The 25,304-nt window shown below is 70.6% G+C and carries 23 protein-coding genes; 18 read left to right on the forward strand and 5 right to left on the reverse strand.

The window, feature by feature from the left end:
* The first annotated feature begins 146 nt into the window (after positions 1–146).
* A complete protein-coding gene (locus tag QMK34_RS48040; RefSeq protein WP_442785277.1) occupies positions 147–506 on the forward strand; it encodes a hypothetical protein in 360 nt (119 codons plus the stop codon).
* 218 nt (positions 507–724) lie between these two features.
* The gene (locus tag QMK34_RS35200) at positions 725–1,594 is read left to right on the forward strand and encodes a DMT family transporter (RefSeq protein WP_326419030.1); all 870 of its coding nucleotides are present in this window, start codon (positions 725–727) and stop codon (positions 1,592–1,594) included.
* A gap of 10 nt (positions 1,595–1,604) precedes the next feature.
* Here QMK34_RS35200 and mtnP read toward each other — a convergent pair whose 3' ends face one another.
* A complete protein-coding gene (gene mtnP, locus QMK34_RS35205) occupies positions 1,605–2,486 on the reverse strand; it encodes an S-methyl-5'-thioadenosine phosphorylase (RefSeq protein ID WP_326419031.1) in 882 nt (293 codons plus the stop codon).
* Between the two features lie 294 nt (positions 2,487–2,780).
* Here mtnP and ahcY point away from each other — a divergent pair, with 294 nt between their 5' ends.
* Positions 2,781–4,232, forward strand: a complete 1,452-nt coding sequence (gene ahcY, locus QMK34_RS35210) for an adenosylhomocysteinase (protein ID WP_326419032.1) — start codon at positions 2,781–2,783, stop codon at positions 4,230–4,232.
* An 11-nt stretch (positions 4,233–4,243) separates the two neighbouring features.
* On the opposite strand, the gene QMK34_RS35215 is transcribed toward ahcY, so the two are convergent.
* Both QMK34_RS35215 and QMK34_RS35220 read right to left on the reverse strand, forming a co-directional pair.
* A complete protein-coding gene (locus tag QMK34_RS35215) occupies positions 4,244–5,062 on the reverse strand; it encodes a cyclase family protein (protein WP_326419033.1) in 819 nt (272 codons plus the stop codon).
* Between the two features lie 23 nt (positions 5,063–5,085).
* Positions 5,086–5,865 (reverse strand): YmdB family metallophosphoesterase, encoded by a 780-nt coding sequence (locus tag QMK34_RS35220; protein WP_326419034.1) that lies wholly within the window; start codon positions 5,863–5,865, stop codon positions 5,086–5,088.
* A gap of 239 nt (positions 5,866–6,104) precedes the next feature.
* On the opposite strand from QMK34_RS35220, the gene QMK34_RS35225 reads away from it, so the two are divergent.
* The 7 genes from QMK34_RS35225 (at position 6,105) to QMK34_RS35255 (ending at position 13,972) form a co-directional block, all read left to right on the forward strand.
* Positions 6,105–7,007, forward strand: a complete 903-nt coding sequence (locus QMK34_RS35225) for an adenosyl-fluoride synthase (RefSeq protein ID WP_326419035.1) — start codon at positions 6,105–6,107, stop codon at positions 7,005–7,007.
* Between the two features lie 27 nt (positions 7,008–7,034).
* Positions 7,035–8,381, forward strand: coding sequence for a cation:proton antiporter (locus QMK34_RS35230; RefSeq protein WP_326419036.1), 1,347 nt, complete (start codon positions 7,035–7,037; stop codon positions 8,379–8,381).
* Positions 8,382–8,397: 16 nt separating this feature from the next.
* Positions 8,398–10,080, forward strand: a complete 1,683-nt coding sequence (locus QMK34_RS35235) for a dihydroxy-acid dehydratase (protein WP_326419037.1) — start codon at positions 8,398–8,400, stop codon at positions 10,078–10,080.
* Complete coding sequence (locus tag QMK34_RS35240; RefSeq protein ID WP_326419038.1) at positions 10,077–10,835, forward strand: SDR family NAD(P)-dependent oxidoreductase; 759 nt, start codon at positions 10,077–10,079, stop codon at positions 10,833–10,835. Before QMK34_RS35235 ends, QMK34_RS35240 begins: the two co-directional genes overlap by 4 nt.
* Before the next feature lie 328 nt (positions 10,836–11,163).
* Positions 11,164–12,357, forward strand: a complete 1,194-nt coding sequence (gene metK, locus QMK34_RS35245) for a methionine adenosyltransferase (protein WP_326419039.1) — start codon at positions 11,164–11,166, stop codon at positions 12,355–12,357.
* Positions 12,354–12,995: an adenine phosphoribosyltransferase gene (locus QMK34_RS35250; RefSeq protein WP_326419040.1), complete on the forward strand. Its 642-nt coding sequence runs from the start codon at positions 12,354–12,356 to the stop codon at positions 12,993–12,995. Before metK ends, QMK34_RS35250 begins: the two co-directional genes overlap by 4 nt.
* Positions 12,996–13,291: 296 nt before the next feature.
* The gene (locus QMK34_RS35255; RefSeq protein WP_326419041.1) at positions 13,292–13,972 is read left to right on the forward strand and encodes a response regulator transcription factor; all 681 of its coding nucleotides are present in this window, start codon (positions 13,292–13,294) and stop codon (positions 13,970–13,972) included.
* On the opposite strand, the gene QMK34_RS35260 is transcribed toward QMK34_RS35255, so the two are convergent.
* Together QMK34_RS35260 and QMK34_RS35265 are read right to left on the reverse strand one after the other, a co-directional pair.
* A complete protein-coding gene (locus tag QMK34_RS35260; protein WP_326419042.1) occupies positions 13,929–14,747 on the reverse strand; it encodes an HpcH/HpaI aldolase family protein in 819 nt (272 codons plus the stop codon). The genes QMK34_RS35255 and QMK34_RS35260 overlap by 44 nt on opposite strands.
* Positions 14,744–15,754 (reverse strand): carbohydrate kinase family protein, encoded by a 1,011-nt coding sequence (locus QMK34_RS35265; protein ID WP_326419043.1) that lies wholly within the window; start codon positions 15,752–15,754, stop codon positions 14,744–14,746. Before QMK34_RS35265 ends, QMK34_RS35260 begins: the two co-directional genes overlap by 4 nt.
* 212 nt (positions 15,755–15,966) lie before the next feature.
* Here QMK34_RS35265 and QMK34_RS35270 point away from each other — a divergent pair, with 212 nt between their 5' ends.
* From QMK34_RS35270 to QMK34_RS35305, 8 genes are all read left to right on the forward strand, one after another.
* On the forward strand, positions 15,967–16,974 hold the full coding sequence (locus QMK34_RS35270; RefSeq protein WP_326419044.1) for an SAM-dependent methyltransferase: 1,008 nt from the start codon (positions 15,967–15,969) through the stop codon (positions 16,972–16,974).
* Between the two features lie 5 nt (positions 16,975–16,979).
* Positions 16,980–17,543, forward strand: coding sequence for a hypothetical protein (locus QMK34_RS35275; RefSeq protein WP_326419045.1), 564 nt, complete (start codon positions 16,980–16,982; stop codon positions 17,541–17,543).
* Positions 17,544–17,546: 3 nt separating this feature from the next.
* The gene (locus QMK34_RS35280; RefSeq protein WP_326419046.1) at positions 17,547–18,371 is read left to right on the forward strand and encodes a 2-keto-4-pentenoate hydratase; all 825 of its coding nucleotides are present in this window, start codon (positions 17,547–17,549) and stop codon (positions 18,369–18,371) included.
* 146 nt (positions 18,372–18,517) lie between these two features.
* A complete protein-coding gene (ileS, locus tag QMK34_RS35285) occupies positions 18,518–21,781 on the forward strand; it encodes an isoleucine--tRNA ligase (protein WP_326419047.1) in 3,264 nt (1,087 codons plus the stop codon).
* 123 nt (positions 21,782–21,904) lie between these two features.
* Entirely contained in the window at positions 21,905–22,276 is a 372-nt protein-coding gene (locus QMK34_RS35290; protein WP_326419048.1) for a cupin domain-containing protein, read from the forward strand.
* Complete coding sequence (locus QMK34_RS35295; protein WP_326419049.1) at positions 22,273–22,902, forward strand: quinone oxidoreductase family protein; 630 nt, start codon at positions 22,273–22,275, stop codon at positions 22,900–22,902. Before QMK34_RS35290 ends, QMK34_RS35295 begins: the two co-directional genes overlap by 4 nt.
* A 3-nt stretch (positions 22,903–22,905) precedes the next feature.
* Positions 22,906–24,396 carry an acyl-CoA dehydrogenase family protein gene (locus tag QMK34_RS35300; protein ID WP_326419050.1) on the forward strand — a complete coding sequence of 497 codons (1,491 nt, stop codon included), beginning with the start codon at positions 22,906–22,908 and terminating at the stop codon, positions 24,394–24,396.
* A 172-nt stretch (positions 24,397–24,568) separates the two neighbouring features.
* Positions 24,569–25,304 (forward strand): helix-turn-helix domain-containing protein (locus QMK34_RS35305; RefSeq protein WP_326419051.1); only part of this gene is annotated, 736 nt, incomplete at its 3' end.

Here is a 25,304-nt window from a genome sequence, read left to right on the forward strand (position 1 = left end):
GGACGAGAGCCGGGTCCGTGCCGACGCCGAAACACTGGCGTCCGCGCGGCCGACCGCGGCCAACCTCCGCTGGGCGGTGACGCGGATGCTGGCGGTGCTCGGGCGCCCCGCATTCGCTGCTGATCGACTCGGCCGCGTCGTCCGCGATGGCGCGCGGGCAGGTCGACTGCGTACTCGTCGGCGCCGACCGGATCGCCGCGAACCGGGACACGGCGAACAAGGTCGGCACCCTTCAGCTGGCGATCGTGGCCGCGCACTACGGAATCCCGTTCGTGGTCGCCGCGCCGGACTCGACCATCGATCCGCGATTGCCCACCGGCGCCGGTATTCCCCTCGAGTACCGGGCGCCCGAAGAGGTGACTCAGCTGGGGCTGAACCTGGTGGCGCCGCGCGCGACGGCGGTGGAGAACCCCGCGTTCGACGTGACGCCCGGCGACCTGATCACGGCCATCATCACCGAGACTGGCGAATATCACGGACGCCCGGCGGAGCCACCTGGTTCTTGACCGGGTCACTATGCTGCGGTAGCTTGGCTATTATATTGAACGGCGTCGTTCTGGGCCGTCGTTCTTCTGGGCTGTCGTTATAAGCCGAGGGGGCTGAAGTCGATGAACCAGGCGAATTCCTGTGTCCCGATGTGCGGCTGACCATGCGCTTGCAAGCACCCGACGAGGTGGCGGCCGAACGGCGCGAACTGGTGTTCAGCGATCTGTAGATCGTGCTGGTGGCGATCATCTGGGGGTCCAGTTATGTCGTCATGCAGGTTGTTGGCCATTCCCTGCCGGTGATGGCTTTTCTGGCTCTGCGTTTCCTCCTTTCCCTTCCCGTGATCGCGCTCATGGGCTGGCGGTCACTGCGTACGCTGACCAGGAGTGAAGTCTCCTCCGGTGCGTTGTTCGGCTGTCTGCTGTTCATCGTGCTCGCCTGCGAAACGACCGGGGTGCGTTATACGAGCGCCGCGAATTCGGGCTTTCTGATCACGGTTTCGGTGGTGTTGATCCCGCTGTTCGAACTGGTGCTCTTCCGTCGTCGATACCATGTACTCGTCTATGTGGCGACGGTGTGTGGCCTGGTCGGCTGCGGTCTGCTCTCGCTGGGGCACGGCTTCCGCCCCCAGCCCGGCGATCTCATCATCCTGGCCGCCGCGCTGGTCAGGGGATTCCAGATCACTCTGTTCGGCCGCGGCTCCCGTGGTGCCCGGCAATCGCTGATCAATGTGACTTTCGTGGAGTTCGTGGTCGTGTTCGCGCTCGCCGCGACGGCGTCCGGGATGTTCGAGAACTCCGTGCTCGCGCAGATCGGCGCGTTGACCGCGAACACGTGGCTGCTCATCGCCTACCTCGGCGTGCTGGGCACCTCGTTCGCCTTTTTCGTTCAGCTTCGCAGCGCGCGGATCGCCGGCTCGGCCAGGGTCGGCATCATCCTCTCCACGGAACCGGTCTTCGCGGCGGCCTGCGCGGTTCTGCTCGCCGCCGAGACACTGGGCCCGTTTCAGGTCGCCGGTGGGGTGTTGATCGTCCTCGCGGCGCTGGGCGGGCGAATCATGACCGCCCGCCCAGCGAAGAAACCCGAAACCGTCCCGCGCGCCACCTGAACCGGCGGGCTCAGCGCAGGTACTGCCCGGCGACCAGGTCCAGCCGCTGCCGGTCGGCCTCGGAGATCGACGACGCGTCGGACATGATCGCGTGGGCAAGCGCTTCCTGGCACTCGCAGTCCCGCTTGTGTGGCGCGGTGAGCGTGAAGTTGACGATCGCCTGCTTCGCCGCCGCGACGTTCTTGCTCATCACGCTCGCGACCATTTCGGCGGTGACCGGCTTCTCGTTCTGGCGCCAGCAGTCGTAGTCGGTCACGAGCGCGATCGTGGCGAGGCACATTCCCGCCTCCCTGGCGAGTTTCGCCTCCGGCGCCGCCGTCATCCCGATGATGTCCATGCCCCAGGACCGGTAGAGCTCGGACTCCGCCCGGGTGGAGAAATGCGGGCCTTCGATGCAGACATAGGTGCCGGAATCGTGGCAGGTGCTTCCCGGCACCGTCTTCACGGCGTCGAGCAGCACCCGGCGCAGGTGCCCGCAGTACGGGTCGGCGAACGGGAGATGCGCCACGAGGCCCCGGTCGAAGAAGGTGGACGGCCGCCTGTTCCTGGTCAGATCGACGAGCTGGTCCGGCACCACCAGTTCGCCAGGGCGCAGCCGGTCGCGCAGGCTGCCGACCGCGCTCACGCTGAGCAGTTCGGTCACGCCCAGGTATTTCATCGCGTAGATGTTCGCCGCCGACGGAATCGCGGAAGGAGAATGCTGGTGCTGCCTGCCGTGCCGGGCCAGGAAAGCAACTCTGCGGCCGTTGAGCCCGCCGACGACCACCAGGTCACTCGGGTTTCCGAACGGAGTGGACAACCTGAATTCGCTGGGATCCTCCAGCATGGATAAATCGTAGAGTCCGCTGCCGCCGATGATACCGATCTCGGCTTCGATGGGATTCTTTACCATGGCCGGTTACGTCCCTCGACAAGTAAAGTTGTTACCGGACAAGAACTTGACCGGACACGCGCTCGGCGTCGACCGAGGTGGCCGGATGTTCTCGGAGGTTTGTGCAGTGGCAGCTTAGCAACCGCGGCGCCGGTGCGAAATGCGCGCTTGGGCGCAGTTTCCGATCCACCCAGGTGGCAGTTCGCGAGCCGATGGTGCCATTTTTGCCTGCCCTCGGCCGACGACAGTGTTCCGATCGCCGATCTGTGCCTACGGTAACGCAGGACCGATTTCCCGTCAGAAGTGGAGCACACCGTGTCGATCGAATTTTCCCATCGAGTGGCCGACCTGTCCCTGGCCGGATTCGGCCGGAAGGAAATCGACCTCGCCGAGGGCGAGATGCCGGGCCTGATGAGCACCAGGGCCGAATACGCCGACGCCCGGCCGCTCGCCGGCGCCCGGATCACCGGCTCGCTGCACATGACCGTGCAGACCGCCGTGCTGATCGAGACGCTCGTCGCGCTGGGGGCGCAGGTGCGCTGGGCGAGCTGCAACATCTTCTCCACCCAGGACCACGCAGCCGCCGCGGTGGTGGTCGGCCGGGACGGCACACCGGAGCGCCCGGCCGGGGTGCCCGTGTTCGCCTGGAAGGGCGAAAGCCTCGAGGAGTACTGGTGGGCCGCGGAGCAGGCATTGACCTGGCCCGACGGTGTCGGCCCCAACATCCTGCTCGACGACGGCGGCGACGCGACCATGCTGGTGCACAAGGGGGTCGAGTTCGAAAAGGCGGGCGAGGTCCCGGAGCCCTCGGAGCGCGATTCCGCCGAGTACGCCGTCTTCCTGAGCCTGCTGCGGACCTCACTGGAGGAGCGGCCCGGCAAGTGGACCGAGCTCGCCGGGCGGATCCTCGGGGTCACCGAGGAGACCACCACCGGCGTGCACCGGCTGTACCAGATGCAGGCCGCGGGCTCGCTGCTGTTCCCCGCGATCAACGTGAACGACTCGGTGACGAAGTCCAAGTTCGACAACCGCTACGGCTGCCGTCACTCGCTCATCGACGGCATCAACCGCGGCACCGACGTGCTGATCGGCGGCAAGGTCGCGGTGGTGTGCGGTTACGGCGACGTCGGTAAGGGGTGCTCCGAGTCGCTGCGCGGGCAGGGCGCCAGGGTCGTGGTCGTCGAGGTCGACCCGATCTGCGCGCTGCAGGCCGCGATGGACGGCTTCCAGGTGACCACGCTCGACGACATCGTCGCCACGGGGGACATCTTCGTGACCGCGACGGGCAACCTGAACGTGATCACCGTGGACATGATGGCGCGGATGAAGCACCACGCCATCGTCGGCAACATCGGGCACTTCGACAACGAGATCGACATGGCCGGGCTCGCCGCCGTCGAGGGCGTCGTGCGCACCACGATCAAGCCGCAGGTGGACGAATGGTGGTTCCCCGCGGCGCGTGGCGGGCGCGCGGTGATCGTGCTGTCCGAGGGCAGGCTGCTGAACCTGGGCAACGCGACCGGGCACCCGTCCTTCGTGATGAGCAACAGTTTCACCAACCAGACCATCGCGCAGATCGAGCTGTTCACCAGGACCGAGCACTATCCGGTGGGGGTGCACACGCTGGCGAAGCACCTCGACGAGAAGGTGGCCAGGCTCCACCTCGACGCGCTCGGGGTGAAGCTCAGCGAGCTGACGTCCGAGCAGGCCGACTACCTCGGCGTGCCGGTGACCGGTCCGTACAAGCCGGAGCGCTACCGGTACTGACCGGCGCCGGGTCAGGCCGGGCGGAGCGCGACCGCCCGGCCTGGCGCGCCGCTGCCGTCCTCGAGCCGCAGTGGCAGGAAACAGAACCAGGCGCCGCGCGCGGGCAGCGCGGCGAGCCCGGTCAGCGCCTCGACGAACACCATCCCGCCGCCGAGCCCGGCCACGTGGGCCGGGCGGGGGTCGTGCGCCGCCCCCATCGAGGGCGCGTCGGTCCCGGTGCAGCGGACACCGCGGGCGAGCAGCAGTTCGATGGTCTCGGCGGCCGGCGCGGGCCAGCCCGGCCGCCGCCCGGTGACCACCACGTCGTGGAGGTAGCCGTCGCCGTCGGACCCCCGCCGGTACCGGCTGTCCCACCCCGTCCGCAGCAGCACGACGTCGCCGGTGCGCAGCTCACCGTGCGCACTTTCCCACGCCAGCAAGGAATCCGGCCCGACCAGCGGGCTCGTCCCCGGCTCGGACCCGGACACGCCGGACACGTCGAGCACCGCGGCCGGGCCCATCAGTTGCGCCGGGGGCACCGCCGCCGCGGTGATCGCGCCCCGCTCGCCCGCGTCGGGCAGCCCGCTGCCGGGCGGCGGGATGAAATGGCTGGGCGCGTCGAAATGGGTTCCGGTGTGCTCGTCCAGCGCCAGCCATCTGGTCGTGTACGGTCCCCTGCTCCGGACGTTCCCGGACGGCCGGTGTTCGGCGGTGAACCAGTTCGAGGTCTTGTGCTGGAAAGGCTGGTGGCCCGGCCAGAAACAGGGCAGATCCTCGGCGACCGGCACCGACAGATCGATCACTTCGCAGCGCGAAAGCAGGCTGAAGAGCTCGTTTTCGGGGTCGCTCACCGGACAATTCCTCTCGGTACGGGTCAGGACAGGCGTTCCAGCCGGACGGTTTTCCCGTGCTCGATCTCCATGAGCACCGCGCCGAGCACTATCGGTCCGGAAATCGGTCGCGGTATGCCGAATTCGAACGGATTTCCCGAACTGCGCATACCGGCGACGAAGACGTCGTAACCGAAGCCCTGCACGCCACCGGTGGGCCCGGTCATGCCGACGTCGGTGACGAACGCGGTGCCGCCGGGCAGCACGTGCAGCGGCAGCGTGGCCTCGTGCGTGTGCGTGCCCAGCACCGCGGCCGCCGCGCCGTCGACGGTCCTGGCGAAGATCTGCTTCTCCAGCACGTGGTCGCCGTGGTAGTCGACGATCACGGTGCCGGTGCGCGTCGCTTCGGTCCACGCCTGGTATGCGGGGACGAACCGGCCTGCCGCCGCGCGCACCGACTTCATCGCGCAGGCGTCGGCGAGGTTGATCACGGTGACGGTCTCGTCGCCGACGTCCAGGGTGAGCGAACCGCGTCCCGGTACGCCCTCGGTGAGGTTGAGCGGACGCAGCACGCGCGGATTATCCAGTGCCAGCACCGATTCCGGGCTGTCCCACGAATGGTTTCCGCCGGTGATCACGTCGACTCCGCCCGCCAGCAGGGAGTCCGCCTGCCAGGCGGTCGTGCCGAGGCCGTCCGGCGCGCTGTTCTCCGCGTTCGCGATCACCAGGTCGGCCCGATAGTGATCGCGCAGCTGCTGGAGCCTCTTTATCAGGAACTCGGTGGCCTCCTGGCCGACCACGTCCCCGAAGAACAAAACGATCACGACGTCCGCCTCTCGATTTTCGTTCGTGCCCCCCTTGAATTGTGGACATATCTTGTCCAGTCGTGAAGGTGCTGAAGGAAACAACGGTGACTGCCACCATCCGCCTGCCGAACTGTGCCATTGGGCCAGATTTACCGGCATTACCCAGGTCGGCCTTGTGAGTGCCGATGATCACCCATACTGTTCGGTCCTGCAGTTCTCCCACCCAGTTTCCGGTACCAGTGCGAGGAGTCACGTCCATGGCCACCGCCAAGACCAGGCGACCGATTATCGCCTTCATGAGCGACCTCGGCATCACCGACGATTCCGTGGCGCAGTGCAAAGGGCTGATGCTCAGTGTCTGCCCCGACGTCGAGATCGTCGACGTCTGCCACACGATGAAACCCTGGGACGTCGAAGAGGGCGCCCGCTACATCGTCGACCTGCCCCGGTTCTTCCCGGAGGGCACGGTTTTCGCCACCACCACCTACCCGGCGACCGGTACCACCACGCGGTCCGTCGCGCTGCGGATCAAGCAGGCGGCCAAGGGCGGCGCCCGCGGTCAGTGGGCGGGCTCGGGTGCCGGGTTCGAGCGAGCGGAGGGTTCGTACCTCTACATCGCGCCCAACAACGGGCTGCTGACCTCGGTCATCGAAGAGCACGGTTACCTCGAGGCGTACGAGGTCAGTTCCACCGAGGTGATTCCCGAGGCACCGGAACCGACCTTCTACAGCCGCGAGATGGTGGCACTTCCGTCCGGGCATCTCGCGGCGGGCTTCCCGCTGGAGAAGGTCGGGCGCAAGCTGGCGGACCACGAGATCGTGCGGTTCGACCGGCCGAAGCCCGCGCAGAACGAGGACGGCGCGCTCGTGGGCGTGGTCACCACGATCGACCACCCCTTCGGCAACGTGTGGACCAACATCCACCGGGACGACCTCGAGAAGGCGGGGGCGGTCTACGGGACCGGGCTCAAGATCACGCTGGACGACGTGCTGCCGTTCGAGTTGCCGCTGAGCCCGACCTTCGCCGACGCCGGCCCGGTCGGCACCCCGGTGGCGTACCTGTCGAGCCGCGGTTACCTGGCGCTGGCCAGGAACGCGGCGAGTCTCGCCTATCCGTACAACATCCAGGCCGGTATCCCGGTCCGGGTCACCGTCGGCTGACGGCGGCCACAACCCGGAGGAAGTTCCATGTCGCTCTCATCCGCCGAGCTGGCCCGCCTGCTGGTGGCCATCGCCGTGCTGCTGGTCGCCGCCCACGCGGGCGGGCGGGTGTTCGCACTGCTGCGTCAGCCACCGGTGATCGGCGAGATCCTTGGCGGGCTCCTGCTCGGTCCCACCGTGCTGGGCCTGCTCGCGCCGGGAGCGGCGAACGGACTCTTTCCCCACACCGGGGTGAACCCGGTGGGGCTGGGCGTACTGCAGGAACTCGGCCTGCTGATGCTGATGTTCCTGTCCGGTCACGAGGTGCTGGGCTCGCGCACCGCCACCCGACGGCGCACTGTCGTCGCGGTGGCGGTGAGCGGGCTCGTCATCCCGTTCGCGGTCGGGCTGGCGAGTGTCGGGCTGGTCGACCACACCGCGTTCTCCGGCCCGCACGGCACCAAGGTGACCTTCGCGCTCGTGTTCGGCATCGGGGTCGCGGTGACCAGCATCCCGGTCATCTCCCGGATCATGCTCGACCTCGACCTGCTGCACACCCGGTTCGCGAGGGTGGTGCTGTCCGTGGCGCTGCTCGAGGACGTCGTGCTCTACGTGACCCTCGCCGTGATCCTCGGTCTCGCACAGGGGAGTTCGGACTCGGTGTTCGGGCTGTGGGCGCTGTTCGGGCAGTCCGGCACCGGTTTCACCACGGTGTACTACATCGCGGCCAGCCTGCTCTTCTTCGCCGTGTTCATGCCGCTGGGCAAGCCGATCTTCGCCGCGCTGGCGCGCAGCCGGTTCAACTTCCTCGAGCGCCGGAGCCCGACCGCCTTCCGCCTCACCTTCCTGCTCTGCCTCGTGCTGGTCTGCGCGTTCCTCGGCGTCAACCCGGTCTTCGGCGCGATCCTCGCCGGGGTCGCCGCGGCCGGTGCGGACGCCGCGGAGCCCGACGAGCACCGCCGCGAAGAAGCCGTGCACGCCTGGGAAGCGCTCAAGAGGTTCTCCATGGCGTTGTTCATCCCGCTCTACTTCGCCGGTGTCGGCCTGCAGCTCGACCTGGTGCACCACCTGTCCGTCTGGTTCTTCCTGGCTTACCTCGGGCTCGCCTGCGCGACCAAGTCGGTGAGCGTCTGGCTCGGCGCCCGGCTCGCCGGGGAACCGCCGCGCACGGCGGTGAACCTGGCGGTCGCGCTGAACGCCCGCGGCGGCCCCGGCATCGTCCTGGCCACCGTGACGCTGTCCGCCGGGGTGATCAACGAGGACTTCTTCACCGTCCTGGTCATCCTGTCCATCCTGACCTCCCAGATCGCCGGGCTCTGGCTGCAGCACGCCGACGTGTCCGACAGTGCCGCCGACAGTGCCGCTGAGAGTGTCGCTGACGCCGAAGCCGCCTAACCCACCGGAGGAGACCATGACCCCGCGACCCCGCAAGCCGGGAGCGAGCCTGTTCCAGGGCCGGGACCGGGCGCCGATGCGCGCGCATCTGAAGGCGATCGGACTGTCCACAGCGGACCTGGCCAAGCCGATCGTCGGGGTGGCGCACTCGTGGATCGGGACCATGCCGTGCAACTTCACCCATCGGCGGCTCGCGCAGGCGGTCCAGCGGGGGGTCCGCGAGGCGGGGGGAACGCCGATGGAGATCAACACCATCGCGATTTCCGACGTCGCGACGATGGGGAGTGAGGGGATGAAGACCTCCCTGGTCAGCAGGGAGGTCATCGCCGACTCGATCGAGCTCGTCGCGCTGGGGCACAGCCTCGACGCGCTCGTCACCATCGTCGGCTGCGACAAGACCATCCCGGCCGCGGCGATGGCGCACGCGCGCCTCGACATCCCGGGCCCGATCCTCTACTCCGGCTCCACCACGGCGGGCACCTGGCGCGGCGAGCAGGTCACGGTGGCTTCGGTGTTCGAAGCCGTGGGCGCGAATGCTGCCGGGCTGCTGTCCGATGAGGACTTGACCGAGCTGGAGCACAACGCCTGCCCCGGCGCCGGTGCCTGCGGCGGGCAGTACACGGCGAACACCATGGCGATGGCGCTCGAATTCCTCGGGTTGTCCCCGCTCGGTTCGGCGGGCCCGCCCGCGCTCGACCCCCGCAAGGAAGAGGCGGCCGTCGAAGCCGGGAGGCTCGCGTTGCGCGCCTACGCCGACGATCGGCGCCCGTCGCGGATCCTCACCAGTGGCGCGTTCGGCAACGCCATCGCCGCGGGCGCCGCGACCGCGGGTTCGACGAACCTGGTGCTGCACCTGCTCGCCATCGCGAGGGAAGCGGGTGTCGCGCTGGGACTCGACGAGTTCGACCGGATCAGCTCGCGGACCCCGGTCATCGCCGATCTCCTGCCGCACGGCCGGTACACCGCCGTGGACCTGGACGCCGCGGGCGGCAGCAGGCTCGTCGCCCGCCGCCTCGCCGAAGCCGGCCTGCTCGACGAGGGTCAGCTGACCGTCACCGGGCGTTCTCTCGGCGAGGAGGCCGCCGGGGCGGGCGAGCGGGCCGGGCAGGACGTTGTCGTTCCCGTGTCGCGTCCGCTCGAGTCCCACGGCGGGCTGGTGGTGCTGCGCGGAAATCTCGCGCCCGACGGCTGTGTGGTGAAGATCGCCGGGCTGACGCGGCTGGTGCACTGCGGCCCGGCGCGGGTGTTCGAGTCCGAGGAGGCCGCGATGGCCGCGGTGCAGGCGGGGGCGATCGTCGCCGGGGACGTGGTGGTGGTCCGGGGCGAGGGGCCGCGCGGCGGCCCCGGGATGCGGGAGATGCTGGGCGTGACCGCGGCGCTGGTCGGGCGGGGCCTCGGCGGCAGCGTCGCGCTGGTCACAGACGGCCGGTTTTCCGGTGCCACGCGGGGGCTGATGGCCGGGCACGTGGCGCCCGAGGCCGCCGCCGGTGGCCCGATCGGGCTGCTGCGCGACGGCGATCCGGTGACCATCGACGTCCCGGCGAGGACGCTGGAAGCCGACCCGTCGGGCGGGGCGGGCGACTGGACTCCCGCCGAGGACCGGTACCCCACCGGCGTGATGGCGAGGTACCGCGCGCTGGTCGGTTCGGCGTCGGAGGGGGCGGTGCTCACTGTGCCGGAAGCCGCGGTGCGGGCGTGAGCGCGGCGCTGGCGGGACTGTCCTGCGTGGTGACCGGCGCCGCGGCGGGCATCGGCCGGGCGACCGCGGTGCGGTTCGCCGAGGAGGGCGCGCGGCTGGTCCTGACCGACCTCGACGAGCCTGGCCTCGCCGCGCTGCGGGCCGAGCTGGCGGGCGCGGAGGTGGTCACGGTCACCGGCGACGTGGCGGAGACCGCCGACGCGGCCGCCATGATCGACGCGGCGGTGGCCGCCTACGGCCGGATCGACGTGCTCGTCGCCAACGCGGGGGTGATCCCGCTGGTCGACATCGTCACCGCGACCGTCGCCGACTGGGCGGAGGTGATGCGCGTCGACGGCCTCGGCATGTTCCTCACCTGCAAATACGCCGTCGAACGGATGAAGGACTCCGGTGGCGGTTCGATCGTGTGCGTTTCGTCGATCTCCGGTGTCGCCGGGCAAAAGGGGCAGGCGACCTACGGGCCCGCCAAGTTCGTCGCCTCCGGGCTGGCGAAACACCTCGCCGTCGAATGGGCCGCGCACGGCATCCGGGTCAACGCGGTCGCGCCCGGCACCATCCGGACCGAACGGGTGCGCAGGCTGGCCGTCGAACCGGGCGGCGCGGAGTACCTCGCCGCGATCGTGCGGATGCACCCGATCGGCAGGCTCGGCGAGCCCGCCGAGGTCGCCGCGGCGATCGCTTTCCTCGCCGGGCGGGACGCCTCCTTCGTCACCGGTGTGGTGTTCCCGGTCGACGGTGGCTATCTCGCGCAATGAGGCCGCGCTGTCCTCCTTCGGCGTTTCACCGGCCGCTTTCGCGGGAATACCGGTATTTTTCCCGGGTGCCCGGTGCGTGCCGGATCATTCGCGAAACCCCGCAGTGTCACCCCGCGGCGGCGCGCGCGGCTTGAACATTCCTGTCCTGTTTTCTCCGGCTACGTAAAAGGTCGCAAGTCGGCTACGACCTCTCGGTCTTGTCGGCAAGCCCTTTCTCGCGCACACTGGAATGTATTCAGAGATGTTCGAGGTAATTCGCATCCGGCGTAATCTGCGTTGCGGCGATTTTACTTTCTCGGCATTTTTCCCGTAGGCAGAGGAGACCGGCGTGCCCGATCGTCTGTTCACTTCCGAGTCGGTGACCGAGGGCCATCCCGACAAACTGGCCGACCAGATCAGCGATGCTCTCGTGGACGCGGCGCTGACTGCCGAACCGGCCGCGCGGGTCGCCGTCGAGACACTCGTGACGGCCGGTCTGGTGCACGTCGCGGGCGAGGTGAGCCATCTGCCGCGAGACGTCGCCGGGCTGGTGCGCACCACGATCCTCGACGTCGGCTACGACTCCGCCAGCCAGGGTTTCGACGGCGCGTCGTGCGGGGTCCAGGTCTCGATCGGCGGTCAGTCGCCGGACATCGCGCAGGGCGTCGACCGGTCGCTGGAGACCCGCCTCGGCGAGGCGGGCCCGGACGAGCTCGACGCACAGGGCGCCGGGGACCAGGGCATGATGTTCGGCTTCGCCTGCGACGAGACGCCGGAGTTGATGCCGCTGCCGATCATGCTGGCGCACCGCCTCGCCGAGCGGCTGGCCCGCGTGCGCCGCGAAGGCGACCTGCCGTTCCTGGGGCCGGACGGGAAGACGCAGGTGACCATCTCCTACGCCGGCGGGCGCCCGCAGCGCCTCGACACCGTGGTGGTCTCCGCCCAGCACGACGCCGGGGTCGACCTGCGGCGCACGCTGGCGCCCGCGGTGGAGCGGCACGTGGTCCGGCCGGAACTCGAGCGGCTCAACCTGGCCGCCAAGGATTTCCGGCTGCTGGTCAACCCCACCGGCCGGTTCGAGCTCGGCGGGCCCGCCGCGGACACCGGGGTGACCGGCCGCAAGATCATCATCGACACCTACGGCGGGATGGCCCGCCACGGTGGCGGGGCCTTCTCCGGCAAGGACCCGTCGAAGGTCGACCGCTCGGCCGCCTACGCGATGCGCTGGGTCGCCAAGAACGTCGTCGCCGCCGGGCTGGCCACCCGCTGCGAGATCCAGGTCGCCTACGCCATCGGCAAGGCCGCCCCGGTGTCGCTGTTTCTCGAGTGCTTCGGCACGGAGAAAGCGCCGGTCGAGCGCATCCAGGCCGCGATCACCGCGGTCTTCGATCTCCGCCCGGCGGCGATCATCCGCGATCTCGGCCTGCGGCGCCCGATCTACCGCTCGACCGCCGCCTACGGTCACTTCGGCCGGACCGTCCCGGACTTCTCCTGGGAACGGGTGGACCGGGCGGACGCCCTGCTGGCAGCGGTGGAGGCATGAGTCACGCCGCCGGCTCCAGACCGGGGACGGCCGCCAAGGGCCCGGCCGGGCCCGACGAGCGGCTCGCCGCCGACGTCACCGCGCTTCTTCGCGGCTACCCCGATTTCCCGGAACCCGGGGTGCTGTTCCAAGACCTGTGCCCGGTGCTCGCCGAGCCGGGACTGCTCGCCCGGCTGGCCGCCGAGGTGGCCTTTCGCTACGACGGCGCCTTCGACGTCGTCCTGGCCGTGGAGGCCCGCGGGTTCCCGCTCGGCGGCGCGCTCGCCCAGCTGACCGCGAGCCCGCTGGTGCTGGCGCGCAAACCCGGGAAGCTGCCGGGGAGGCTGCACACGGTCCGGTATGCGCTGGAGTACGGGGATGCCGTGCTCCAGACGCAGGCCGACGCCTTCGCGGCCGGGGCGCGGGTCCTGCTCGTGGACGACGTGCTCGCCACCGGTGGCACCCTGGCCGCGGCCGCGCGGCTGGTGGAGCTCGGCGGCGGGCGGGTGGCGGGCTACGCGGTCGTGGCGACGATCGCGCCGCTGGGCGGCGCGGCGAGGCTGGCCCCGCTGGCGGCGTTCAGCGTGCTCAGCCTGCCCGTCGAAGACGTGGGGGACGTGGGGGACGCCGCCGGTGTGCGGGCCAGGGGCCCACGGTGACGAAACCGGAATCCGGACTCGCCAGGCCGCGCGGGGCGCGGCAGGGGGCCTTCTGCCGACTTCCGCTCCCGCTGAACGGGTTAGTGCGCGCCGCCTCCGGCTGGAACCGGGTGACCTCTCGATGCCGTTCGCGTACGATGCGGGTTCGGCTGTCGCGACCCGTGAATCCGACGACTCGTGAATCTGACGCTGCTTGCTGATCAGTGTGGTTGGCGAACCAACACTGCTTGTCGTCAGCACCATCCGTCGTCGGCTCGGGAAAGTGTTTCTGAATGGGGTAGGGGGCTGGTTTTTCCGTGAAAACCCTCAAGAACGACATCAGTGTCGTCGTCGTCGACAAGCACCGCCTGTTTCGTCAGGGAATAATACAGATACTCTCCGTCGAGGAGGACATCAGCGTCGTCGGTGAATGCGGCTTCGGCAAGGACGCGATCACCGTGGTCGGCCAGGCCAAGCCGGACGTCGTGCTGCTGGACAGCGACCGCGGTGGTTCGCAGGCCGTGGGTATGTTGCGCGGGCTGCTGCTGGTTTCTCCTGGTTCCAAGGTGGTGGTGGTGACCGTGCACGACGCGCCGCGGCTGGTCGGGGACCTCATCGCCGCCGGCGCCCACGCCTACGTGCTCAAGAACGCCACCCGCGAAGAACTGCTGGTCACCTTGCGAACCGTTTACCGCGATTCCGGGCACGTGGTGGTGTCCGTGCCCCGCGAAACGCTGCGCGGAATGAACGAAGCCGACCACGCGCTGCTGTCGCGGCGCGAGACGGAAGTGCTCGAACTGGTCGCGGGCGGTATGCGCAACTCGCAGATAGCGAACGAACTCTATATTTCCGAGGGAACGGTCAAAAGACATCTCACCAACGCGTACACGAAATTGGGCGCTGAATCGAGGATAGGCGCGGTGAAGAAGGCGATATCGCTCGGAATCGTCTCGTTCAACGAACTGCTCGAGGCCGAGGAGGAACGGATGGACTGGTGACGGCGTGACCTTCCGCCGCGCGTGCGGCGGTGACCGTCGCCGTGAGCGCGGCGCGGATCAGCCCGGCGTCGACGCCGACCGCGACGAGCCGGGCGCCGAGCTGCCACCAGGCGCGCGCCGCACCCGGCTCCGGCGCGAACAGCCCGGCGGCCACGCCGCTGTCCCCCGCGAGCCGGAGCGCGCCGCGGAGCGCGTCGACCACGGTGGGGTGGTCGTGGCGCCCGGGGACGCCGAGCGCGTGCGAGAGGTCCATCGGGCCGAGGAAGATCCCGTCCAGGCCGGGCAGCGCGACGATCTCGCCCAGTTCGGCCAGCGCCCCGGGGCCCTCGACCATGACGAGCACGGCGACCTCCGCGTTGGCGGCCGCGAACCAGCCCTCGCGCGTGCCGTACCCCGCCGCGCGCACCCACGGGTTGGCGCCGCGTTCCCCCTCGGGGGAGAACCGGGCGGCCCGGACGACGGCCGCGGCCGCGGCGGCGGATTCGACGTGCGGGACCAGCACTCCCGAGGCGCCGAGGTCCAGCACCGCGCCGATCTCGGCGGCGGCCGCGGTGCGGACGCGGACCAGCGTCGGTAGTCCGTGCCCGGCCGCCGCGGTCAGTGCCCGCCGCAGGTCGGCGAGGTCGTGCGGGCCGTGCTCCAGATCGATGATCACCAGGTCGAATCCGGCGAGCGCGATCAGCTCCACGACCTCCGGGGACGGCAGGAGGTTGAACGTCGCCAGCAGCGGCGCGCCGCCCGCCAGCCGCGCCCGCAGGGACGGCGGGGCGCTCACAACGCGGCCGCCGGACGCCGCCCGGCCAGACTGGCCGTGAGTCCCTCGGCCAGTGGTGCCGCCGCGCGCTCACCGTAGGTCTCGGTGATCCGGGCCAGCAGCTCCGCCTCGTCCAGCTGGTACTCGGCGGGCCCCTTGGACTCCAGGACCTTGGTGGCCACCGCGCAGCCGAGCCGCGCCGAAGCCGCGTAGGGCAGGCCCCAGCTGCGCGCGGCCAGGAAACCCGCGCGGAAGCCGTCGCCCGCGCCGGTCGGGTCCACCACCTCGGCGGGCGGGACCGCGGGCACCTCGACGGGCCGCCGCGCCGCCTGCTCGACCCGCGCGCCGCCGGCGCCCAGCGTGGTGATCCACGCGTCGACGCGGCCCCGGACGTCGGCGTCGGTCCAGCCGGTCTTCTGCAGCAGCAGGGCGTGCTCGTACTCGTTCGTGAACAGGTACCGCGCGCCCTCGACGAGCTGCCGGATGGCTTCGCCGCCGAGCAGGGCGAGCTGCTGGGACGGGTCGGCGGCGAAGGCGACGCCCAGCTCCCGGCACTGGCCGGTGTGCCGCCGCATCGCGTCCGGGTCGTTCGGGCCCACCACGACCAGCTCGACCGGGTCCGCCCGGTCGAGCACCCGCTCGAGGTCGATCTCCCTTGCCGAGGTCATCGCCCCGGGATGGAAGGAGGCGATCTGGTTCTGCGCCTGGTCGGTGGTGCACCAGAACTGGGCGGTGTAGGCGTCTTCGCACACCAGGACCGTCGTCGTGTCCACGCCGGTTTCCTCCAGCCGCGCGCGATAGCCGCCGAAGTCCCGCCCGGCCGCGGCGACCAGCAGCGGCCGGTGCCCGAGCCGGGCGAGCCCGGCGGCGATGTTCGCCGCGACCCCGCCGTGGCGGACGTCGAGCCGGTCGACGAGGAAGGACAGGGAGAGCTGCTCGAGCTTTCCCGACACGAGCTGTTCGGTGAACAGCCCGGGGAAAGTCGCGAGATGGTCGACCGCCACTGAACCGGTAACCGCAATAGACATGCCGTCATCGTCGCGTTTCCGGTGACGGCGCACATCGGCTCTAGGGGGCACCGCGTGCTGCGACCTTCGGCCGGGCGCCTGCCACGTTGGGGCAGCCGAAGATGGTCCTGTTCGCAGATTGTGGCCGTGGTTTGTTTCTCCGTAGGGTTTTCCGGTGCCGAGAGTGCGTCCGTCCGAGGCGTGCCCGGGTGCTCCGGGAAGGGGTTTCCAGCGTGTCCACAACGCACACGAGGAAAACGGGAGCCGGCCGCCGGCCTGCCTTCGACCTGTTCGAGGGCTACGCGGTGAGCAGCATTCTCGCCTCGTTCGAGATGTCCGGGCTGCTCGACGGTTTCGAAGCGGACGGGCTCGGTCCCGAGCTCACCGGCGATCGCCCGCCGGACGCCGCCGCCCTGCTCCGGGCCAGCCTGCGCTACCTCGCGCAGCGCGGGATCGCCACCGAGGAAAACGGGACGTTCACCCTGACCGCGTATGGCCGGGAAGTGGTCGCGGACAAGGGATACCTGGTCTGGCTGGTCGGTGGCTACGGCAGCTCGCTGCGCCGGGTCGACGGCTTCCTGACCGGCGGGCAGCGCTACGGCGTTGACCACGTCCGCGACGGAAAATGGGTGGCGGGGGGCGCCGCGCTGCTCGGCGGCAAGGATGTGGTGCCGGTGGCGATGGAGCTGCTCGGCGAGATCGAGTTCGGCCGGGTGCTCGACCTCGGCTGCGGCAACGCGCGCCTGCTGGCCGCGATCTGCCGCCGGTTCGGCGCCGGCGGGGTCGGCATCGACAACAGTCCCGAAGCCTGCGCGGACGCGAGGAAGCTCGTCGAGGAGGCGAAGCTCGGCGGCCGGATCGTCATCACCGAGGCCGACGCGGGGGCGCTGGGCGAGATCGACGCGGTGGCGGGCACCGATCTGGTGGTCACGTTCTTCCTGCTGCACGAGATCCTCGCCAGTGGCGTGGACGTGCTGCTCGACTACCTCAAGCAGCTGGCCGCGACCCTGCCCGCCGGGGCGTACGTGCTCACCGCCGAGGTGGAGCCCGCCGCGCCCGCGCCGTCCGGCCCGGAGCTGTTCACCCCGGAGTTCACCTATGTGCACGCGCTGATGCGCCAGATCCTGCTGCCGGAAGGCGGCTGGGTCCAGCTGTTCGAACAGGCCGGGTTCACGGTGCGGGCGGTGCGCCGCAACGACATGCCGGGCGGCATCCTGCTGCTCGCGCAGACCGCAGGCTGACTCCGATGGCCACCCTTACGACGTCCACAGTGGACACAAGTGCGCCGGTCCGGGTCGGCTACCGGCTGCGGACGACGGAGCCGCCCGGCGCCGGTCCCGCCGGGATCCACGCGCGGATGCTGGCCGGGCGAGTGTGCACAGTGGAGCGGGCCACCCCGCTCGGACTGCGCCCCGCCTTCGCCGTGCTGCTGGGCCGGAGGCTGGAGCCGGGCGATCCACCGGGCACGGTGCGGCGGGCTTTCGCGATGACCTTCGCCGCGCTGGAGTTCCCCGGCGGTTTCGTGCTCGGTGACCGCGCCGTCGACCCGTCCGGCGGCCCGGTCACCGTGTGGACGGCGCCGGAGTTCTCGGCCGGGCACCGGCCAGAGGACTTCGGCGACCTGGAGACCAGGGTGGCCCGTCTCGCGCAGGAGACGGGCGGGCTGGACGCGGGGGAGCTGCTCGTCGCCACCGGGCTGTCCGGTGCCGCGATGTTCACCCCGCCGGGCGTCGTGCAGGTGTGGGGGCCGGGCGAGGCGGTGCTCACCGTGCGGTTCGCCGTCTCGGTCCCCGCCGGACAGGAGGTCTGACCCGTGACCGGAACGAAAGCCACGGGCCAGGTCGCCGGACCGTCCGATGTGGACGCACTGGCCCACGCGCTGGACCGGGCGTGGGAGACCGCGTCGACCCTGGAACCGCTCAGCGAGTCCGTCGCGCTCAGCTCCCCGGAGCTCGCGTACCGGATCCAGACCAGGTGGAGCGAGCTGCGCGTGACCACCCACCACGATCGGGTGATCGGCCGCAAGATCGGGCTGACCAGCCGGGCGATGCAGCAGCAGATGGGCGTCGACGAGCCCGACTACGGCACCCTGTGGGCCTCCCGCCATTTCCCGGCGCCGGGCGGGCGGGCGGTCCTGCCGTCCGCGGTCTTCGTGCAGCCGCGCGCCGAGGGGGAGCTGGCGTTCCTCATCGGGAAACCGTTGCGCGGCCCGTCCGTGAGCACGCAGGAGGTGCTCGCCGCGACCGACGCGATCGCCGTGAGCATCGAGGTCATCGACAGCCGCATCACCGACTTCCGCATCGCGCTGACTGACACCGTCGCGGACAACGCGTCGTACGGCGGCGTGGTGCTCGGGCCGTGGAGCGCCTCCGCGCTGCGGAGTGATCTGCGCACGATCGGGATGACGATCGACCTCGACGGTGAGATGGCCGGGCAGGCGGCCGGGGCCGCGGCACTGGGGCACCCCGCCCACGCGGTGGCCTGGCTCGCCAGCAGGCTCGACCAGCTCGGCACCCCGCTCGAACCGGGGGACATCGTGCTCTCCGGCTCGCTCGCGCCGTCGATCCCGGTGTCGCGCGGCGCGGTGTTCACCGTCGAGACCCACGGGTTTCCCCCGCTCTGCGCGGTGTTCGGCTGAGCACCGCGCCCAGCGCCCGCGCGACTCGTCGACAGGTTGCGAAGGAGGAATCCGGACAGGAATCTTCAAGTCATCGTGATCGCGCGCGGCTAGCGTGCCGCGCGAGAGCCGAAGAAAACCCTGCCGCAGAAATGTGAGGACGCCTGGTGCCGTTCGAGACCGTCGAGGTCCAGCCGAGTTTCGTCGCCATGGAGGAACGGGTGCTCCAGCGCTGGAGCACCCGTGACGTGGTCCGGCGTTCGCTCGGTTCGGGCGCCGAGGACGCCCCCCTGCTGCGGTGCTACGAAGGACCGCCGACGGCGAACGGGCGCCCCGGCGTGCACCACGTGGAGGCCAGGGTCTTCAAGGACGTGATCCCGCGGTTCTTCGCCATGAAGGGTTACCGGGTGCCGCGCCGCGCCGGCTGGGACTGCCACGGCATCCCGGTCGAGCTCGAGGTCGAGAAGCAGCTCGGCATCACCAGCAAACCGGAGATCGAGCGGTACGGGGTCGCCGCGTTCAACGAGCGGTGCCGCGAGTCGGTCACCGGGTACGTCGGCGAGTGGGAGCGGCTGACCCACCGGATCGGGTACTGGGTCGACACGGACAACCCGTACCACACGATGGCGACGCAGTACGTCGAAAGCGTGTGGTGGTCGCTGAAGACGATCTTCGACCGCGGCCTGCTCTACGAGGACTACCGGATCGTGCCCTACTGCCCGCGGTGCGGCACGACGTTGTCCGACCACGAGGTCGCGCAGGGCTACGCGGAAACGAAGGACCTCAGCGTCTACACCCGGCTGCCCCTGCTGACCGGGCCGCTGGCCCCGGGCGGCGAGGGGGTCGGCGGCGACCTGGCTGGCGCCTCCCTTCTGGTCTGGACCACGATGCCGTGGACGGTCATCTTCAGCAGCCTCGCCGTGGTGGGCGCGGACATCCACTACGTGCTCGCCCGCGGCGGGCGCGCGGGCGGGCACCTGGTCGTGCTCGCCGCCGAACGGGTCGTGCCGGTGCTGGGCCCGACCGCCGAGGTGCTGCGCGACGTCGCGGTCGAAGAGCTGGTGGGCGCCCGTTACCGCGGCCCGTTCGAGTACGTCGGCCCCGGCTCGCCGGACGATCCCGACGGCGACCCGGCCTCGTGGCGCTACGTCGTCGCGGGGGACTTCGTCAGCACGAGCACCGGCAGCGGGATCGTGTCGACGGCGCCCGCATACGGCGAGGACGACATGCGGGTGGCCAAGGAGAACGGCGTCAAGGTGATCAACGGCGTCGGCGCCGACGGGCACCTCGACGACCGGATCGGGCCGTACGCCGGGATGTACATCCGCGACGCGACCGAGCAGGTCGTCGCCGACCTGCGCGAGCGTGACCTCGCCGTGCACATCGAGCTGTACCAGCACTCCTTCCCGTTCTGCTGGCGCTGTGACACCCCGCTGGTCTACTACGCCAAGCTGTGCTGGTTCATCGGCACGACCCAGTACCGCGGCCGGCTCGTCGAGGGCAACGCCGAGGTCGACTGGCGGCCAGAGCATATCCGCACCGGCCGGTACGGCGACTGGCTCGCGAACAACGTCGACTGGGCGGTTTCGCGGGAGCGGTACTGGGGCACGCCGATGCCGCTGTGGCGCTGCCGGGCGTGCGCGCACACGATCGCCGTCGGCTCGCTGGCGGAGCTGGGCGGGCACGCCGGGGACGACCTGTCCGCGCTCGACCCGCACCGTCCCTACGTCGACGACGTCGAGTTCGGCTGCGCCTCGTGCGGAACCGGGGCCATGCACCGGGTGCCCGAGGTGATCGACGCCTGGTACGACTCCGGCTCGATGCCCTTCGCGCAGCACGGTTATCCGCATGTTCCCGGCAGCGAAGAGGCGTTCGCGGAGCTGTTCCCGGCGGACTTCACCGCCGAGGCGATCGACCAGACCCGCGGCTGGTGGTACTCGCTGCAGACCGTGTCCACCCTGCTGTTCGACCGGAGCAGCTACCAGCGCGCCCTGTGCCTCGGGCACATCGTGGACGAGTCGGGCCGGAAGATGTCGAAGTCGGTCGGCAACGTGCTCGACCCCTGGACGCTGATCGACACCCACGGCGCGGACTCGCTGCGCTGGCTGCTGCTGGTGGAGGGCAATCCCTGGCAGTCGCGGCGGGTCTGGGACGACGGCGTCCGGCAGGTCACCCGCAAACTGCTGATGACGGTCTGGAACACCTACTACTTCCTGGTGACCTACGCCAACCTCAGCGGCTGGAGCCCGGACCTGCCGGTGCCGGAACCCGCGCGCCGCCCGGTGATGGACCGGTACGCGCTCGCCGACCTCGCGGACACCGTGTCCGAAGTGGACTCCGCGCTGAGCGATTTCGACGTCACCCGTGCGGGAAAGCGGATCGCGGTGTTCGTCGAGGACCTGTCCAACTGGTACGTCCGGCGCACCCGCGAGCGGTTCTGGCGCGGGGAACCGGGGACCGAGCTGAGCGAGGACACGCGGTCCGCGTTCGCCACGCTCTATTCCTGCGTGACCACCCTCGCCGGGCTGCTCGCGCCGTTCACCCCGTTCGTCGCCGACGAGATCCACGAGAACCTGGTGCGGCGCGGTGAGAACGGGGCCGATTCGGTGCACCTGTCGGCGTTCCCGGTGGTCGGTGCGGGCGTCGCCGATCCCGCGCTGCGTTCGGCGATGGCGCTGGCGCGCAGGCTGGTGACCCTGGGCAGGGACGCCCGCAGCACCGCTGGTGTCCCGGTCCGGGTGCCGCTGCGGCGGGCCGTCGTGACCATGCCCGCGGACCTGCGCGAGGGCGCCGAGGTGATGCGGGTGGTGCGCGAGGTGGTCGCCGCCGAGCTCAACGTCAAGGAGATCCTGCTGGCGGACAACGAGAACGGGCATCTGGTCAGCTACACGGTGAAGCCCGATTTCCGCGCGCTCGGCAAGATCTTCGGCAAGCGGACGCAGGAGGTGGCCAAGGCGGTGCGCGAGCTGGACGGCGACACCGCGGTCGCGGAGCTGGGCGCCAGTGGTGAGCTTTCCTTCGTGCTCGACGGACACACCGTCGTCGTCCCCGCGGAAGCGGTGCGGGTGCTCGAAGAACCGGTCGCCGGGTGGCAGGTTTCCTCCGACGGCGACTGCCATGTCGCCCTGGACGTCACGGTGGACCAGGAGCTCAAGGTGGAGGGGCTCGCGCGCGAGTTCGTCCGCATGCTCAACGAACTGCGCAAGCGTCGCGGTTACGAGATCGCCGACCGGGTGCGGCTCGGGGTCTCGGTCGCGGCCGACCCCGGCGGCGAGCTCGCGTCGATGCTGCGGTTCCATCCCGACGAGATCACCGGCGGCATCCGCGCCGCGAAACTGCGCGAGGACGTGGATCCGATGTCCGCCGAACGGATTTCGCTCGGCGAAGGTGAACTGCTCGTCGATCTGCGAGTGCTGTCCACACTCGACTGACCGGTGACTCCAGCCTACGCCCTTGGTGGCATTTTCCCTGATAGCACAACGGTTTGTGTTTCGTTTGGCCCGGCAGGTGGCTAGGCTGGCGGTACTGGCGAATCCACCGAAGGCGGGGAAATCATGCGAGTAGCCCAGAAAACGGGTTCCCACCGGGTGCAACGGGTGTGGGAGGGAGTGACCATCCGGGCGGTGCACGGCGAACTGGTGACGCTGGCCGTCGCCGAACTCGAGCCGAATGTCGTCGTGCCCGAACACCAGCACGTCAACGAGCAGATCGGTCTCGTGCTCAGCGGGTCGGCCACGTTCACCGCGGGCGGGGAGCGGGTCGAGCTCACCGCCGGTGGCACCTACCGGCTCCCGGCGAATGTTCCGCACGAGGTCGAAGCCGGGCCCGGGGGCGCGGTGTTCGTGGAAAGCTTTTCGCCGATCCGCGAGGACTGGAAGGCGTTGCCCGAAGAGGCAACTCCCAGACTCCGCTGGCCTGCGGAGTGATCAGCGCGCTGGTCTGCACGGGGAAAGCCGACAACGTCGAACTGCGCCAGGTGAGCCCGCCCGTGCCGGAGCCGGGCGAGCTGCTCGTCGCGGTCCGGGCGGTGTCGGTCAACCGGGGCGAGCTCCATCGGCTGGCCGATCCGGCGAACGCGGGCTGGCGGCCGGGCTGGGACTTCGCGGGCGAGGTGCTCGCCGCGGCGAACACCTCGCCCGGCGCGGGCTGGCTCACCCCGGGGACGCGGGTGTTCGGCATGTGCGCCAACGGGAGCTGGGCCGAGCGGATCGCGGTGCCGTCGTCCCAGCTCGCCCGCGTTCCCAACGGTCTTTCCTGGGCGCGGGCCGCCGCGCTGCCCGTCGCCGGGCTCACCGCGTTGCGGACGTTGCGGCTGGCCTCCCCGCCAGGGGTGACCGGCTGGGTGACCGCGCCCGCCGGGCTCGGCGGCCTGATCGGCTGCCGCGTCCTGGTCGTCGGCGCGGCGGGCGGGGTGGGCCGGTTCGCCGTGCGGCTCGCCGCACTGGCCGGCGCGGAGGTCACGGCCGTCGCCAGGCGGGCAGGCGGGCTGCGCGAGCTCGGCGCGGACCACGTGCTGGAAACCCCGAGCCTGCCCGAGGACGGCCGCGGCTAGGACGTGATCCTCGAGTCCGCGGGCGGTCCGTCGCTGGGCGCCGCCCTCGCCCTCGCGGCCCCCGGCGGGCAGGTCGTCAGCTACGGCAACTCGTCGCGGACCGGGACCTCGTTCCTGGTCGACGACTTCTACCCGAACCAGGCCGTGCTGCGCGGTTTCTACCTACTGGCCGACCGGCGGCTGAGGCCGGTCGGCGCGGACCTGCGGCTCCTCGGCGAGCTGGCGGTCAGCGGCAGGCTGCCGGTCGAGGTCGTCGAGGAGACCGGCTGGGACGAGGCCGGGAGCGTGCTGGGAAGGCTGCGGGACCGGGCCATCGCGGGCAAGGCGGTGCTGAGACTCGGCGACGCCGGGATCACCGACGCCACGCTGGACGAAGCGCATCGCGAGGTGCGCGCGAAGGTCCGGCGGGTGGCCGAGACGGTCATCGAGCCGGGGGCGGCCGTGGCCGACGCCGAGGGGAAGTTCCCGGAGGCCTCGCACCGCGCCCTGGTCGCCGAAGGCCTCTACGCGCCGCACGTGCCGGAGGCGTATGGCGGACAGGGTGCGGACGCGCTGACCTCCTGCCTGATCGTGGAGGAGGTGGCACGGGTGTGCGCTTCCTCTTCACTGACGCCGAATGTGACCAGGCTGGCGTCGTTGCCGTTGCTGCTGTCCGGGTCCGTCGAGCTGTGCGAGCGGTATCTGCGACCGGTGCGCGAAGGGGCGATTCTCGCCTTCGCATTGTCGGAACCCGAGGCAGGCAGCGACGCCGCGTCGCTGCGCACCCGCGCTGTGCGCGAAGGCGACGGTTACCGGCTCGATGGGGAGAAACGCTGGATCACCAACGCCGGGGTCGCCGACTACTACGTGGTGGCCGCGGTGACCGAGCCGGACGCGGGCGGGATATCCCTGTTCGTGGTGCACAGCACCGACGAAGGCCTCTCGGTCGGGCCCGGCGAGGACAAGCTGGGCATGCGGGGCTCCCCGACCTGCCCGGTGTACCTGCGCGGGGTGCACGTGCCCGCGGACAGGCTGGTCGGCGCCGAGGGCCAGGGCCTGCGGCTCGCGCTCGGCGCGCTCGACCACAGCCGGATCACCATCGCGGCGCAGGCGGTCGGCATCGCCCAGGGCGCGCTGGACCACGCCGCGGCCTACCTCACCGCCCGGCGCCAGTTCGGCCGCCCGCTCGCCGACTTCCAGGGGCTCCGGTTCAAGCTCGCCGACATGGCGATGACCCTGGAAGCGGCCAGGCAGCTCACCTACGCCGCGGCGGCGCGCTCGGCGCTGGACAGTGCCGATCTGCGCTTCTTTTCGGCCGCCGCCAAGTGTTTCGCCTCCGACACGGCGATGCGGGTCACGGTGGACGCCGTGCAATTGCTCGGGGGGCACGGTTACACGCGGAATTCGCCGCTGGAGCGGATGATGCGGGACGCGAAGGTGACCCAGATCTACGAAGGGACGAACGAGATCCTGCGGACGGTCGTCGCCAAGCAGGTGCTGACCGACCACGGATGACCTACCCGCATGGCGCAGACGGGTCACCCTTCCGCGCCCCGGGTCGCGGGTAGACTGGGTGACCTCGGCCACGAAACAGGGGGCCGTCGCCAGCGTCGTGGCCGGACCGGCACGCCAGGAGTACGGAAGGGGGCGGGGCGCGAGCGCCGTCACGGCCGCGCCCCCATCGCCGATGCGCAGTACCACTCGTCTAGCCGCCGGACCGGGTTTCGCCATCGACGACGTGCAGGTCCGTATGCACGAGCCGTCCTGGACGAGCCCCGAGACCAGCACGGCCTACCGTCTCGTCTTCGTCCGCCGCGGCCTGTTCCGGCTGCGGCTGAACAAACAGGAACTGCTCGCCGACCCGGCCACCGTCTACGCGGCCAGGACCGGGGACGAGCAGTCGATAGCGCACCGGGTCGGTGCGAACGATTTGTCGACCTCGGTGGCGCTGTCCCCGGCGCTGCTGGCCGACCTCACCCCCGATCGCCGCACCGCCCCCGCCGGGCCGCTGCACACCAGCGGCCGGGTGGACCTCGCCCACCGGAGGCTGCTGGCCGGTGCCCGCGGTGGCGCGGACCGGTTCGAGCTCAGCGACCACGTGCTGAGGCTCGCCGCCGCGCTGCTCGACCCCGAACAGTGCGGGCCGATGGCCGCCGGTGGCTCCGGCTCCCGGCACCGGATGGTCGAGGCCGCCAGGGAAGCGCTGGTCGCGGACCCGGTGTCGCTGGGCCTGGAGTCGCTCGCCCAGCAGGTCAGCGTGTCGCCCACGTACTTGAGCCGGGTGTTCCGCCGCGAGACCGGGCAGACCCTCACCCGGTTCCGCAATCGTTTGCGCGTGCGGATGGTGCTCGACCGGATCGAGGCGGGGGAGACGAGCCTCTCCCGCCTCGCCGCGGAGCTCGGCTTCGCCGACCACGCGCACC

It is taken from the genome of Amycolatopsis sp. H20-H5 (assembly GCF_035828755.1).
In the GTDB taxonomy this organism is placed as follows: Bacteria; Actinomycetota; Actinomycetes; order Mycobacteriales; family Pseudonocardiaceae; genus Amycolatopsis.